General features: G+C 64.8%; 15 protein-coding genes. 7 read left to right on the top strand and 8 right to left on the bottom strand.

All coding sequences use genetic code 11. From position 1 onward, the window contains the following. Positions 1-17 precede the first annotated feature (17 nt). From AC3WPZ_RS06400 to lptF, 4 genes are read right to left on the bottom strand one after another with little or no spacing between them, the layout of a single operon-like run. The gene (locus AC3WPZ_RS06400; RefSeq protein ID WP_204734862.1) at positions 18-962 is read right to left on the bottom strand and encodes a CysB family HTH-type transcriptional regulator; all 945 of its coding nucleotides are present in this window, start codon (positions 960-962) and stop codon (positions 18-20) included. After that, complete coding sequence (locus tag AC3WPZ_RS06395) at positions 959-1,324, bottom strand: sirohydrochlorin chelatase (protein WP_382157513.1); 366 nt, start codon at positions 1,322-1,324, stop codon at positions 959-961. The genes AC3WPZ_RS06400 and AC3WPZ_RS06395 overlap by 4 nt, the downstream gene beginning before the upstream one ends. Positions 1,325-1,329: 5 nt before the next feature. Beyond that, the gene (lptG, locus tag AC3WPZ_RS06390) at positions 1,330-2,448 is read right to left on the bottom strand and encodes an LPS export ABC transporter permease LptG (protein WP_382157515.1); all 1,119 of its coding nucleotides are present in this window, start codon (positions 2,446-2,448) and stop codon (positions 1,330-1,332) included. Then, positions 2,445-3,566 (bottom strand): LPS export ABC transporter permease LptF, encoded by a 1,122-nt coding sequence (lptF, locus tag AC3WPZ_RS06385; RefSeq protein WP_382157517.1) that lies wholly within the window; start codon positions 3,564-3,566, stop codon positions 2,445-2,447. Before lptF ends, lptG begins: the two co-directional genes overlap by 4 nt. A 25-nt stretch (positions 3,567-3,591) precedes the next feature. On the opposite strand from lptF, the gene AC3WPZ_RS06380 reads away from it, so the two are divergent. The 6 genes from AC3WPZ_RS06380 to AC3WPZ_RS06355 all read left to right on the top strand — a co-directional run bounded on the left by AC3WPZ_RS06380 (position 3,592) and on the right by AC3WPZ_RS06355 (position 9,194). Beyond that, positions 3,592-5,082: a leucyl aminopeptidase gene (locus tag AC3WPZ_RS06380; protein ID WP_382157519.1), complete on the top strand. Its 1,491-nt coding sequence runs from the start codon at positions 3,592-3,594 to the stop codon at positions 5,080-5,082. Positions 5,083-5,096: 14 nt separating this feature from the next. Further along, the gene (locus AC3WPZ_RS06375; RefSeq protein WP_382325113.1) at positions 5,097-5,531 is read left to right on the top strand and encodes a DNA polymerase III subunit chi; all 435 of its coding nucleotides are present in this window, start codon (positions 5,097-5,099) and stop codon (positions 5,529-5,531) included. A 200-nt stretch (positions 5,532-5,731) separates the two neighbouring features. Continuing rightward, the gene (locus AC3WPZ_RS06370) at positions 5,732-6,916 is read left to right on the top strand and encodes a branched-chain amino acid ABC transporter substrate-binding protein (protein ID WP_382157523.1); all 1,185 of its coding nucleotides are present in this window, start codon (positions 5,732-5,734) and stop codon (positions 6,914-6,916) included. A gap of 212 nt (positions 6,917-7,128) precedes the next feature. After that, entirely contained in the window at positions 7,129-7,395 is a 267-nt protein-coding gene (locus AC3WPZ_RS06365; protein ID WP_444686675.1) for a hypothetical protein, read from the top strand. Positions 7,396-7,451: 56 nt separating this feature from the next. Further along, the gene (locus AC3WPZ_RS06360; RefSeq protein WP_492434854.1) at positions 7,452-7,901 is read left to right on the top strand and encodes a hemerythrin domain-containing protein; all 450 of its coding nucleotides are present in this window, start codon (positions 7,452-7,454) and stop codon (positions 7,899-7,901) included. 60 nt (positions 7,902-7,961) lie between these two features. Continuing rightward, positions 7,962-9,194 carry an MFS transporter gene (locus tag AC3WPZ_RS06355; protein ID WP_444686673.1) on the top strand — a complete coding sequence of 411 codons (1,233 nt, stop codon included), beginning with the start codon at positions 7,962-7,964 and terminating at the stop codon, positions 9,192-9,194. A gap of 7 nt (positions 9,195-9,201) precedes the next feature. On the opposite strand, the gene AC3WPZ_RS06350 is transcribed toward AC3WPZ_RS06355, so the two are convergent. From AC3WPZ_RS06350 to AC3WPZ_RS06340, 3 genes are all read right to left on the bottom strand, one after another. Continuing rightward, positions 9,202-9,549, bottom strand: coding sequence for a hypothetical protein (locus AC3WPZ_RS06350; RefSeq protein ID WP_444686672.1), 348 nt, complete (start codon positions 9,547-9,549; stop codon positions 9,202-9,204). Next, on the bottom strand, positions 9,546-10,238 hold the full coding sequence (locus AC3WPZ_RS06345) for a hypothetical protein (RefSeq protein ID WP_492438683.1): 693 nt from the start codon (positions 10,236-10,238) through the stop codon (positions 9,546-9,548). Before AC3WPZ_RS06345 ends, AC3WPZ_RS06350 begins: the two co-directional genes overlap by 4 nt. Before the next feature lie 278 nt (positions 10,239-10,516). Beyond that, positions 10,517-10,693: a hypothetical protein gene (locus AC3WPZ_RS06340; RefSeq protein ID WP_444686669.1), complete on the bottom strand. Its 177-nt coding sequence runs from the start codon at positions 10,691-10,693 to the stop codon at positions 10,517-10,519. Between the two features lie 355 nt (positions 10,694-11,048). Between AC3WPZ_RS06340 and AC3WPZ_RS06335 the strand changes: the two genes are divergently transcribed. After that, the gene (locus AC3WPZ_RS06335; RefSeq protein WP_444686668.1) at positions 11,049-12,077 is read left to right on the top strand and encodes a hypothetical protein; all 1,029 of its coding nucleotides are present in this window, start codon (positions 11,049-11,051) and stop codon (positions 12,075-12,077) included. A 63-nt stretch (positions 12,078-12,140) separates the two neighbouring features. Here AC3WPZ_RS06335 and AC3WPZ_RS06330 read toward each other — a convergent pair whose 3' ends face one another. After that, positions 12,141-12,260 (bottom strand): integrase core domain-containing protein, encoded by a 120-nt coding sequence (locus tag AC3WPZ_RS06330; protein WP_444687481.1) that lies wholly within the window; start codon positions 12,258-12,260, stop codon positions 12,141-12,143. Positions 12,261-12,456 lie beyond the last annotated feature (196 nt).

Raw genomic sequence — 12,456 nt, 5'->3', positions numbered from 1 at the left:
GGAGGGAACTCATGGGGTCACAGCTCGTAGTCGTCCGGGGTGCCGCTCATGGCGCGCAGGATGAGGTCGCGCGAGAGGCGGTCGCTCAGCAGTTCGGCGAAGCGCAGCACGAAGTGGCGCAGGTAGGTGCCGCGCTTGAAGGCCACGCGCGCGAGGTTGTGGCCAAACAGTTGCGCGGCGGGGCGGGCCACCAGGTCGGGGGTCTGGTTCTCGCCCTGCATGGCCATCTCGGCCACGATGCCCACGCCCATGCCCAGCTTCACATAGGTCTTGATCACGTCCGAGTCGATCGCCTCGAGCACGATGTTGGGTTGCAGGTGGCGCAGGGCGAAGGCCTGGTCGATCCGGGTGCGGCCGGTGAAGCTGGGGTGGTAGGTCACCAGCGGCACCTGGGCCAGGTCGTCGAGCGTGATGCGCTCGCGCTCCAGCAAGGGGTGGTCGAACGGCAGCACCAGCACGTGCTGCCACTCGTAGCAGGGCAGCGTGACCAGCTCGGGGTAGTTCACCAGCGATTCGGTGGCCATGCCGATCTCGGCCACTTCCTCCATCAGCATCTTGGCCACCTGGTCGGGCGAGCCCTGGTGCAGGCTGATGCCGACCTTGGGGTAGGCCTGGCGCAGCGCGGCCACCGGCCCGGGCAGCACGTAGCGCGCCTGGGTGTGGGTGGTGGCGATGGACAGCGTGCCGCTGTCCTGGGCCGAGTACTGCTCGCCGATGCGCTTGAGGTTGTTGACCTCGCGCAGGATGATGTCGATGCTCTTGAGCACCTGCTGGCCCGGCTCGGTCACGCGTTTGATGCGCTTGCCGTGGCGCGCGAAGATCTCGATGCCGAGCTCGTCTTCCAGCTCGATGATGGCCTTGGAGACGCCGGGCTGCGAGGTGTGCAGGGCCTTGGCGGCCTCGGTGAGGTTCAGGTTGCGGCGCACCGCCTCCTGCACGAAACGGAACTGGTGCAGGTTCATGCGGCGGTCTCCAGCGCGATTTGGGCGAGCAGGGCGGTCAGACGGGGGTCTTCGCCAGCGGCGGGCAATTGTTCGAAGGTCACGGCGGGGTGTGTGGCGGCCAGCTGGGCCATCAGCACCGGCAGGTCTTCACGGGCGTGCTTGCCCATGCCGAAGAAGAGGGGCAGCACGCGCACCCGCGTCACACCCTGGGCCACCAGCTGGCGCGCCGCCGTGGCGATGTCGGGTTCGCTGAGTTCGAGGTAGGCGCAGGACACCACGGCCGAAGCATCGCGGCGCGCGATCTGCTGCGCCACCGACTCGACCGGCTGGCGCCACAGGGGGTCGCGCGACCCATGGGCGAAAACAATCACACCGAGCATGGCCGCTACCTCCGAAGCACCAGCCACCCGAAGGCGCCGAGCGAGAACACGGAGTAGATCAAGGCCGGCGAGGCCGCGGCCAGCCAGGGTTGCCACTGGTTGAGGTTGCCGATGTAGCCGAACACGTTGTTCAGCAGGAAGAAGCTGATGCCGATCATCACGCCGCCGAAGACGTAGCCGGTGATGCTGCCCGAGCGGAAGTGCAGGTAGGCGAAGGGCAGCGCGAGCACCACCATCACCAGACAGCTCAAGGGGTAGAACACCTTGCGCCAGAACTCGATCTCGTAGCGCTGTGCCGTCTGACCGTTGGCCTCCAGGTGGCGGATATAGCCGAACAGGTCGGCCGTGCGCATGCGCTCGGGCTTAAGCAGCGCCACGGACACCATCTCGGCGTTGATGCCGCTGGGCCAGCGCAGGGTCTCGAGCGCTTCGCGCTGGATGCGGCCGGAGGCCTGCCCGGCGGTGTCGAATTCGCGGCGCTGCACCTGCCGCAGGGTCCAGGAGTCGTCCACCTCGATCTGCCCGGTCTGGGCGTGCAGCGTGGAGACCAGGAAGCCCTGGTTGTTGAACTCGAAGATGCGCACATTGCCCAGCTCGCCCTGCGGCGACATGGAGCCCACATTGACCGAGAAGTTGCTGTAGGGCTGCTTTTCCTTGAGCCAGGCGCCGGTCTGGCCCAGGCTGATGTTGCCTTGGTAACGCGCCTTGAGCAGCTGGGCCGTCTTGTCCGAAAGCGGCGCCAGGTAGTCGCCGATGGCGAAGGTGAGCACCACAAACACCGCGCCCAGGCCCAGCAGCATCCGCAGTGCCCGCCACGGGCCCAGTCCGCTGGTGCGCAGGATGGTGTATTCCGAGCCCTGGGCCAGGCGCGCGAGCACGAAGACGGAGCCGATCAACACGGCAATCGGCAGCAGCTCGTAGATCCGGCTGGGCATGAGCAACCCCACGTAGAGCAGGGCATGCGGCACTTCGTAGACCAGCGAGGGGTCGAGCGCCGAGGGCTTGCCCAGCGCGGGCAACTCGTCGACGAAGTCGAAGAAGAAGAACAGCGAGAGGAAAGCCAGCAGCACGAAAGTCACGGCCGCGAACACTTCGCCATAGATGAGACGGCGGATGGTTTTCATGCGCCCGCTCCCACGGCGGCGCTGCGCGCCGTGCGCCGGGCGCTGAGCCAGCCGCGCACGCTCAGGTTGTAGTGGCGTTTGAAGAACCACAGCACGGTCAGCACGAACACGCCGCCATGCAGGCCGACCATGTAGCCGCCCAGGCTGAAGAGGCCGCTGGCCACCCAGCTCTGGCCCAGGTTGAGCAGGTTGTAATAGAACACGAAGGCGAACAGGGTGAAGAACAGGTTGCCGCCGCGACCGGCGCGCGGGTTGCCGGTGGTGGTGGCCACGGCGATCAGCACGAAGTTCATGGCGGTCAAGGCCATGCCGATGCGCCAGCCCAGTTCGCCGAGGTTGGCGCGGGTGGGGTCGCGGATCAGGTCCCAGCTGTTGCGGGCCTTGAGGGCTTCGCCGCGCTGGCTGATGGCGGAGGAGCCGATCTGGGTGCCGTATTCCTCGAACTCGCTCACTTTCAGGCTGCTCTGGTCGGCCGGCGTTTCCAGGCGCTGGCCGTTGTTGAGCATCAGGATCTGCTGTTCGTTGAGCCACTCGATGCGGCCCGAACGCGCCGAGGTCACGGTCTCGCGGCCGTCGTTTTCGGTGCTGGAGATGAAGATGTTGCGGCCCTCGGTGCCGTCCGCCGTGTCCTTGTCGATGAAGAACACGCGGCGCCCGCTCGACGATTCCTGGAACTGTCCGGGCGCCACGCGCTCCAGGTCACCCCGGCGCTCGAAGCGGTCGCGCAACTGGTCGGTCTGCGCATTGGCCCAGGGCCAGACGAAGAACACCATCAGCGTGATGACCACCAGGATCGGCCACGAGAAGCGCATCACCGGCCGCAGAAAGCCCCCGAGCGAGCGGCCACTGGAGAACCAGATGATCATTTCGCTGTCGCGGTACATGCGCGAGAGCGTGAAGACGATGGCGATGAAGAGCGCCAGCGTGAGGATGGTGGGCATGCGGCCGATGACGGTGTAGCCCAGCACCAGCGCGATCTCCTGCGGGTCGACGCTGCCTTTCGAGGCCAGGCCCAGCGTGCGGATCAGCAACATCGTCAACACGATGGTGAACAGCACCACCAGCGTGGCCCCGAAGCTGCGTGCCAGCTCTTTGCGGATGGAAGAATGGAATAACATCGATCGAGAACAGGAAAACACGATTATGGACTTCGAACTCAAATCCCTTTCGCCCACCCAGGCCGCCCAACTGAGCGCCGACGCGCTGCTGGTGCTGGTGCCCGACACCGCGGCCCCCGGCAAGGCTGCCGGCGGCGCCCTGCAGGAGCTCGTGGCCAGCGCCACGAAACTGGGCGACCTGGACGCGGGTGTGGCCAAGCAACTGGCCTGCTACCGCCCTGTGGGCATCAAGGCCCCGCGGGTGGTGCTGGTGCGGGTGGGCGACGGTTCGGCCGCCTCGGTGCGCAAGGCCGTGGGCGCGGGCATGGGCTCGCTCAAGCAGCCCGGCATCAAGAAGCTGGGCCTGGTGCTCAGCCTGTTCGATGCGAACGACGACGCCGTGCGCGCCGCCGTGCAGACCTGTGCGGACGCGACCTACACCTACACCACCACCAAGCCCTCGGCCAAGGCCCGCACGGTGCAACAGGTGGTCGTGGGTGTGGAGAACGCGGCGGCCGTGCGCGGTGGTTTCGAGACCGGCCGCGCGCTGGTGACCGGGGTGGAGTTCGCCAAGGAATGGGCCAACCGCCCGGCCAACCACGCCACGCCCACCATGTTGGCCGAGGCGGCCCGCAAGCTGGGCCGCAAGCCCGGCCTCAAGGTGGATGTGCTCGGCCCGAAACAGGTCGAAGCCTTGGGCATGGGCTCCTTTCTCGCCGTGGCCAAGGGCTCGGCCGAACCGCTGCGCTTCATCGTCCTGCACTACAACGGTGCGGCCAAGACCAGCGCCCCCGTGGTGCTGGTGGGCAAAGGCATCACCTTCGACACCGGCGGCATCTCCATCAAGCCGGCGGCGGAGATGGACGAAATGAAGTTCGACATGGGAGGCGCGGCCAGCGTGCTCGGCACCTTCGCCGCCCTGGCCGAGCTCAAGCCCGCCATCAATGTGGTGGGCCTCATCCCCAGCTGCGAGAACATGCCCGACGGCATGGCCGTGAAACCGGGCGACGTGGTCACCAGCATGAGCGGGCAGACCATCGAGATCCTCAACACCGATGCGGAAGGCCGCCTGATCCTTTGCGATGCGCTCACCTACGCCGCGCGTTTCAAGCCCCACAGCGTGATCGACATCGCCACCCTCACCGGTGCCTGCGTGATCGCCCTCGGGGGCGTGCGCTCGGGGTTGTTCTCGACCCGCGACGACCTGGCCCAGGCCCTGCAGAAGGCCGGCGACACCGCGCAGGACCTGTGCTGGCGCCTGCCGCTGGACGATGAGTACGCCGAAGGCCTCAAATCGAACTTCGCCGACATGGGCAACGTGGCCGGGCGCGCGGGTGGCGCCATCACCGCCGCCAAGTTCCTGCAGAAGTTCACCGCCGAGCTGCCCTGGGCCCACCTGGACATCGCCGGCACCGCGTGGAAGAGCGGGGCGGCCAAGGGCTCCACGGGGCGGCCGGTGCCGCTGCTGTTGCAGTACCTGATCGACCAGGCCGCGGCGGTGGCGCCGAAGAAGGCCCCCAGAACCCGCAAGGCCTGAACACGGCGCGCAGCATGACCGAGGTGGCCTTCCATTTCAACGCACCCGACAAGCTGGGTTACGCCTGTCGCCTGCTGCGCAAGGCCTACCTGCGTGGCGCGCGGGTGATGGTGCTCGTGGAAGAGCGGGAGCGGGCGGCGCTGGATGTGGCGCTCTGGACCATGGCCAACGGCGAGTTCATCCCCCACAGCGGGCCGATGGACCCCGCGCATGTGAAGTCCCGCTCGCCCATCCACCTCGCCAGCGAGGTCTCGGCCGCCAACGGGGCCACGGTGCTGGTGAACCTGCGCCTGGGCATGCCGGCCGGCTACGAAGGCTTTGCGCGCGTCATCGAGGTGGTGACCGGGGATCAGGAAGACCGCGGACACGCGCGCGACCGCTGGAAGCTTTACAAGGCGCAGGGCATCGAGCCCCAGCGGCACGATCTCCAGCTGGCGCCCCAGGACTGACGCCCGCGCACCTGCGCCAGAGCAGCATGCGCCGGCCTTATGGGCCATTCAACGGCGTGATGCGACTTTGGGAAAACCCTCGTTCCTTCCCACAGGCGCTGCGCGATGCGAAATCCGCTGGTTTTTTGGAGTATCTTTATGGGCGTGGAGAAAAAAAGTTCCCTCCGCATTCCAACTTCCATCCTTTTCCGAGGAAAACCATGCAACTGAACACCAAACTGGCCGTCATCGCGGCGGCTGTCGCACTTGCCGCTTGCGGCAAAAAAGAAGAGGCCGCACCCGCAGCCGCTCCTGCCGCTGCCCCCGCTGCCGCCGCTCAGGTCATCAAGATCGGTCACGTTGGTCCCACCAGCGGCGCCATCGCCCACCTCGGCAAGGACAACGAGAACGGCGCCCGCATGGCGATCGAGGAGCTCAACGCCGCTGGCCTGACCATCGGTGGCAACCCGGTCAAGTTCGAACTGCTGGCGGAAGACGACGCAGCAGATCCGAAGCAAGGCACCGCCGCCGCCACCAAGCTGGTGGATGCCAAGGTCGCTGGCGTGATCGGCCACCTGAACTCCGGCACGACCATCCCGGCCTCGCAGATCTACAACGACGCTGGCATTCCCCAGATCTCTCCCTCCGCCACCAACCCCAAGTACACCCGCCAGGGTTACGCTGGCGCGTTCCGCGTGGTGGCTGACGACGTGCACCTGGGTGGCACGCTGGGCAAGTACGCCGTGGAATCGCTCAAGGCCAAGAGCGTGGCCGTGATCGACGACCGCACCGCGTATGGCCAGGGTGTGGCCGACGAGTTCGAAAAGGGCGTGGCTGCTGCGGGCGGCAAGGTGGTGGGCCGTGAGTTCACCAACGACAAGGCGACCGACTTCAACGCCATCCTGACCACCCTGAAGGCCAAGAAGCCCGACGTGGTGTTCTTCGGCGGCATGGACGCCGTGGCCGGCCCGATGCTCAAGCAGATGAAGCAGCTCGGCATCAACGCCAAGTTCATGGGTGGCGACGGCATCTGCTCGACCGAGCTGCCGAAGCTGGCCGCCGACGGCCTGGCCGACGACCAGGTGTTCTGCGCTGAAGCCGGTGGTGTGGAAGGCGAACAGAAGGAAGGCATGGAGAAGTTCCGCGCCGACTTCAAGGCCAAGTTCAACGCCGACGTGCAGGTCTATGCCCCGTACGTGTACGACGCCACGAAGGTGCTGGTCAACGCCATGGTCACCGCCGGCTCGGCCGACCCCAAGGTCTACCTGCCCGCGCTCAAGGCCACCAACTACAAGGGCGTGACCGGCAACATCGCCTTCGACGAAAAGGGCGACATCAAGAACGGTGCCCTGACGCTCATGACCTACAAGGGCGGCAACCGCACCACCTTGGCCGTGATCCGCTGATCGGCCAGTTCCCCGGACGGGACGGCCTCTCAGGAGGCCTCCTGTAACAAAAAAGCCACCGCACGCGGTGGCTTTTTTTCGTCTGGACCCGGCGTGGGTGCAGTCCTACAGGGAAGGGGGGCCTCAGCCGACACTCGGACCGCTGAAGGATTTTTAGACTGGTTGTGCGTGGCGATCCTGCCCGCAACCCATTTCTTTTCTGGAGATTTCGCATGAGCAACCAAGGCAAGTCCAACCAGCAGCAACAGCAGAACCCGAACCAGCAACAGCCTGGCAGCCAGAACAACCCCAATCAGCAGCAACAGCAGCCGAACCCCAATCAGCAGCAACCCGGCAGCCAGAACAAGCCGGGCCAGCAGCAACAGGCACAACCCGGCCGCGATGACAGCCGCAAGTCGCCGCAGCAAGGCGGCAACCAGGCGGACAACAACGATCCGTCGCGCAAGCAACAAGGCGGCAACAACCCGCAACGCGGTTGATCGGCTGAGACGAGGAATGCCCGGCCTCGGCCGGGTTTTTTATGCAGGAGATCCCCATGGACAACATCTACGAAGCCCTCCGTGAAAGCCACGAGACGCAGCGCACGCTGTGCCGGCGGCTGGTGCGCACCAAGCCCGAGGATCCCCGCGCCCAAGAGATTTTCAAGGCACTGCGCATCGAACTGGCGGCCCACGCGGCCGCCGAAGAGCGCTATCTGTACGCCCAGATCCTGTTTGACGACATGGGGCTGGACTCGTCGCGCCACGCCTTGCACGAGCACCACGAGATCGATGAATGCGTCGAGGCCCTGGAAGACGCGCGAAACAAGCCCGAGGCCTGGCCGGAGCTGGCGAAGAAGCTGTCTCACGAAGTGCACCACCACCTGCGGGAAGAAGAGCGCAAGTTCTTCCAGCTCTCCGGCAAGATCTTGAGCGACAGGCAAAAAGTCAGCCTCGCCTCGCAGTACCGGTCCGACCTCGACCGGATGCGCGACGTGGTGGCCTGATCCCGTAGGGGTAAAACCCCTGGCCTGCGTGGGATGCTGCGTTGCAGCAAGATTGCGGGAATGTCCGCCACTTCCTCCCTGGCCCCCACGGGCGACGCCGCCACCCATCCTGCTTTCCGCTCCACCGTCTGGGCCCTCGGGCTCGGCGGTTTTGCCATTGGCACAGGCGAGTTCGTCATCATGGGTTTGCTGCCCGAAGTGGCCACCACGCTGCAGGTCAGCATCCCGCAAGCCGGCCATGTGATCAGCGCCTACGCGCTGGGCGTGGTCGTCGGGGCGCCTTTGCTGGCCGTCCTCACCGCCCATTGGCCCCGGCGCCTGCTGCTCGTTGTGCTGATGGTGCTGTTCGCCCTCGGCAACCTGGCCAGCGCGGTGGCGCCCGGTTACTGGAGTCTGAACCTGCTGCGCTTCATGGCCGGCATGCCGCACGGCACCTATTTCGGTGTGGCCTCCCTCGTCGCCGCCTCGCTGGTGCCACCGGGGCGCCGGGCGCAGGCCGTGGGCCTGATGATGCTGGGGTTGACCGGTGCCACGCTCATCGGCGTGCCCGTGGCGGCCTGGCTGGGGCAGCACTGGGGCTGGCGCAGCGCCTTTGTGCTGGTGGGCGTGATCGCCTTGCTGGCCAGCGTGATGATTCACCGCGCGCTGCCGAACCTGCCGGCGCCCGAAGGGGCGAGCCCCTTGCGGGAGCTGGCCGCGCTGAGCAACCCCCAGGTCTGGCTCACGCTGGGCATCGGAGCCATCGGCTTTGGCGGCATGTTCGCGGTGTTCAGCTACATCAAGCCGACGCTGATCGAAGTGACCGGCCTCTCGCTCGGCGCCATACCCCTGGTGCTCGCGCTGTTCGGCGTCGGCATGATCGCCGGCAACCTCGTGGGCGCGCGACTGGCCGACAAGGCCTTGCTGCCCACCATCGGCGGCACCCTGGTGTGGTCGGCGCTGGTGCTGCTGCTCATGCTCGTGACCGCGCCTTACGCCGCCGCCGTGTCGCTCAACGTGCTGCTGGTGGGCACCGTGGTGGCGCTGGCACCGGCGCTGCAGATCCGCCTGATGGATGTGGCCGGTGAAGCGCAAGCACTGGCCGCCGCGCTCAACCACTCCGCCTTCAACCTGGCCAACGCCCTGGGCGCGTGGCTGGGCGGGCTGGCGATTGCCGGCGGCCTGGGCTGGACATCGACAGGCTGGGTGGGCGCCTTGCTCGCCGTGGGCGGGCTGGTGGTGTTTACCGCCTCGATCTGGCAACAGCGGCGCGGCGGCAAGCCACGCCTGCCCGTGGCGGCCTCGCAGGCCTGACCGGCCCCTAGGCCGGGTTCTCCTCCAGCACGCCGCACGCCGGGTCACGTTTCGGCCTGTCCTTCCCGGTGGATCGGGTCAGACCGTCGTCGTCATCCTTCAGGGGCTCCAGGTCTTCGTCCTCGAAAACGCAGTACATCGATGGCGGCAGGGCCTCCATGGTGTCCGCGTCTCGAATGTGAAGAGGACCACCCAGCGAGATGGTTTTCCATGGGAAGAGACCCGCGACCCACCGCCCTGAACCACCCCACTCCTCGCTGGGAAAATGCGGGCCGACGACCAGGACGATGGCGCCCTTGTTCCTGCTTTCGCCAATCACTCTGGCGCGCTGCCCCGGTTTGCAGCGGCGGCTCATGGCGCTTCTCCCGCGAAGATGGATGCATCGGGTGTGCTGAGCTTGTCGAGCTGGGCGTAGAAGGAAGGATCGGCCGCGCGGATGACCGCCCGGTGCGCCTCCACGATCTGCGCATGCCGCTCGGCGTCAAAGATCACCTCGCCCTGCACCAGCGCCTCGATGATCGCGTCCACCGCCATCAAGGCGGACTCCTTCGTCTCGGTGCTGAACCTGTAGCCGTGCCAGCTCTTTTCCTCATCCAGACGCCTGAGGAAAACGATGTCCGTCAACTCGCGGATGCTGGAGGCGGCTTCACACACGAACTGCCGCTCTGAGCCGGGCATCCGCTCGAGTTCGCGCCTGGCGAGTTCGGCCTTGCATCTGGCGACGCTCCGCGCCTGCTCCACGCGGCGCTTCTCGCGGGCCTCAGCCCTGCGCTGCAGAAGCTCGCCACGCGGCAGGCCGACACACACCAACCATGGCATGTCGGCATCGTTGCGTCGGCACACGCGGAGGTAGGTCTCATCCATCCGGCAGTGGCGAGACATCACCACGCCGCCCAGGTAGGACACGCTCCGTTTGCCCTCAGGCGGGAACTGCTCGGGCCTGACCAGACCGGCCGCCATCAGATCCTCGGCCTTGCCGACGTACACGTCGAAATTTGTCTCCTCGATCTTCTGGATGGAGGAGGGGAGTTTGCTGGCTGACATGTCGCACCCCCTCACAGCGCCGCAGGGGCGGCGTGGCGAATGGGGTCGCGGCGGATGTGGCGCGCGAGGCGAGCGTGACGGACGCGCGCTGCGCGGGCTTGGGCAATGTCGACGACATTGCTCGCGGTCTTAGAATCGGTCTTAGCCATGATGTGCGGTCCTTCGAAGGTTGTTGCACGTTGTGGTCAGACGGTCCTTGGTGTTAGCGCACCTTGGGCCGTCGCTTTTTGTGCCTCAGACACTCCCTCAAACTGAGGAAGTCGCCCTGAGGCGCGGCGTTACTCCTTTGCTTTGTCTATCCTCTCGCGCACCCAGGGAGCGCCGCCGAGGCGCTTGAGCTTGTCCCGCTGGGGAGGAGTGAGCTTGATGGTTACAGGCACCGTGACGGAGCCTTCAGCAATCGGCTTGCGTCCGCTGCCCGGTCTCGCACCACCGAAGGTCTTTTTTTCATCCATGCGGCGGATGGTAAACCTTTTCACTTAATTTAGTGCACTTTTTCATGAGGGATAACCCTTGGTTCGTCGCGTGCGGAGCATGTGGCCCGATCAAGAAAAAGGCGGCATTGGCCAAGTGCAAGCGGGCTTTGTCCGGGGGGCGCGTTCCGTTCTAACCGGTGCATCCGGCTGAGGCGGGATCTTGGCCATCGGTGCCCGAAAGCTCTGGACCCTGCAGAGGTATCCCCTCCAATGAGAGGGCGTCGTTACCGTGTCGGCCTGCAGACTACATGGATACGAGGTATAGCGATCTTTGCCAATGGGGCGCTATCGTGACACGATGTTATTAGGCCTACATAGCGAACGAGGAGAATCTGTGAATGACGAGGAAAAGTGGCTTAGCTCTCTAGGGCAGTCCACCGCTTACTACCCATCTAACATTCCTCATTTCGACACAATCAACCGGATTGTGCGCGCTTGGTTTGGACAAACCTCCAGCTTTGTCTCGCTAATGCGAGAGCAGCTAAAAGCACTCAACGGGTCTCTCGATGTAGGTTTGCTTGACTCCCCACTCATCGAAGGGTACTGCCGGGCGGGTCACGACGAGGCCACGGGGGAGCGATCCTCCCTGGCACAAATCAGCTTGGGGATCTTCCCCAAAGTACTTGGGCTGGCGAATCGTGCGCATGTTGCACGCCTGTTTGGCTCACATCAGCAGTTTGTTAAGGAAGATTTTGGGAGTTGGTCGATCAAAGATGTGTGTGTCGGCGTCCTCACGCTTGGGGGGCCAGGTCATGTGGACCGCGACACATACAACTCTGTTTATGACTGCGCCACTCTGGCGCTCTTACATGAGATAGCGCATTGCCAAGAGCCGTTTGCAGACCCTAGTTCACAACTCGAGAGCCGGGCGATCGAAGCGTGTGCTGACGAAGGCAGCGGATACTTGTTTGTGCGAATGATGCAGTCGCGGGTTCTGCCTGGATCTCGACTAGATGAATCGGACGCCGTGCATCGGCTGGCGGATGCTTCATTTTTTCTTTCTGCTCTTGTTCACTGGGCTTCTCAAGGCGGGGGGCAGCAGGATATGTATCACCACCCTTGGACGCGGATGCGTTGCTTTATGCGCGGTGCCTGCTTCGCCCTGTATGGTGCAGATCGTGCGCGATGGAAAAAAGCATTTGAGGTTGCTTGGCATAGACAGACGGAATACTCCATAGCGATCGCAGCGTTTACCACCGGGGAGCTTTGGTTCTGGAATGCTGCAGACGTATTGAGCGCCGACTGGCGTCGCTTCTTGGACGAAACGTATCCTTTCGTGAATGAAAGACGTAATCAGTTGCCTGACGGATTTCTGCTCACCCCGCTAACACGAGGAATGAAGTGGATTGAGCATCTTGGGTAGCGGTGAAGTCCCCTCGATTTCCTGAGCCAGTCAGAAGCAGAGGTTGGGGAACGGTTTGACGAACTAGACCGGCTGGGTACGGCCGAGGGCCTCGTGGAGACGATGTTGGTTGTAGCGGTGTAGCCAGTCGACCGTCATGTCACGCACCCCTATCAAGCTGTCGAAGACATAGCAATCGAGCACCTCAGACCCGTCCCGCTGACGCCAATCCGGGGAAAAGGCCAATCCTCAGAAGCAAGTCCATCTAGCAACCCCCATAGTTCTTCTTCCCGCTCTTGGTGATGGTGTACGTGCCGCCGCGTGGTCCGACGAAGCAGGTCTTCCCGCTAGGGGCAGAGTAGCTGGTGTTCGGAGTCGGCGCGAAGTTGTATGAGTTCGC

The sequence above is a fragment of the Hydrogenophaga sp. FW305-3-2-15-A-LB1 genome, assembly GCF_058787875.1.
This window is presented reverse-complemented; position numbering and strand designations above follow the sequence as displayed.

Bases quoted from the DNA above. Each gene is read 5' to 3' on its own strand.
- AC3WPZ_RS06400 (WP_204734862.1), bottom strand. From the start codon at position 962: ATGAACCTGCACCAGTTCCGTTTCGTGCAGGAGGCGGTGCGCCGCAAC.
- AC3WPZ_RS06395 (WP_382157513.1), bottom strand. From the start codon at position 1,324: ATGCTCGGTGTGATTGTTTTCGCCCATGGGTCGCGCGACCCCCTGTGG.
- lptG (WP_382157515.1), bottom strand. From the start codon at position 2,448: ATGAAAACCATCCGCCGTCTCATCTATGGCGAAGTGTTCGCGGCCGTG.
- lptF (WP_382157517.1), bottom strand. From the start codon at position 3,566: ATGTTATTCCATTCTTCCATCCGCAAAGAGCTGGCACGCAGCTTCGGG.
- AC3WPZ_RS06380 (WP_382157519.1), top strand. From the start codon at position 3,592: ATGGACTTCGAACTCAAATCCCTTTCGCCCACCCAGGCCGCCCAACTG.
- AC3WPZ_RS06375 (WP_382325113.1), top strand. From the start codon at position 5,097: ATGACCGAGGTGGCCTTCCATTTCAACGCACCCGACAAGCTGGGTTAC.
- AC3WPZ_RS06370 (WP_382157523.1), top strand. From the start codon at position 5,732: ATGCAACTGAACACCAAACTGGCCGTCATCGCGGCGGCTGTCGCACTT.
- AC3WPZ_RS06365 (WP_444686675.1), top strand. From the start codon at position 7,129: ATGAGCAACCAAGGCAAGTCCAACCAGCAGCAACAGCAGAACCCGAAC.
- AC3WPZ_RS06360 (WP_492434854.1), top strand. From the start codon at position 7,452: ATGGACAACATCTACGAAGCCCTCCGTGAAAGCCACGAGACGCAGCGC.
- AC3WPZ_RS06355 (WP_444686673.1), top strand. From the start codon at position 7,962: ATGTCCGCCACTTCCTCCCTGGCCCCCACGGGCGACGCCGCCACCCAT.
- AC3WPZ_RS06350 (WP_444686672.1), bottom strand. From the start codon at position 9,549: ATGAGCCGCCGCTGCAAACCGGGGCAGCGCGCCAGAGTGATTGGCGAA.
- AC3WPZ_RS06345 (WP_492438683.1), bottom strand. From the start codon at position 10,238: ATGTCAGCCAGCAAACTCCCCTCCTCCATCCAGAAGATCGAGGAGACA.
- AC3WPZ_RS06340 (WP_444686669.1), bottom strand. From the start codon at position 10,693: ATGGATGAAAAAAAGACCTTCGGTGGTGCGAGACCGGGCAGCGGACGC.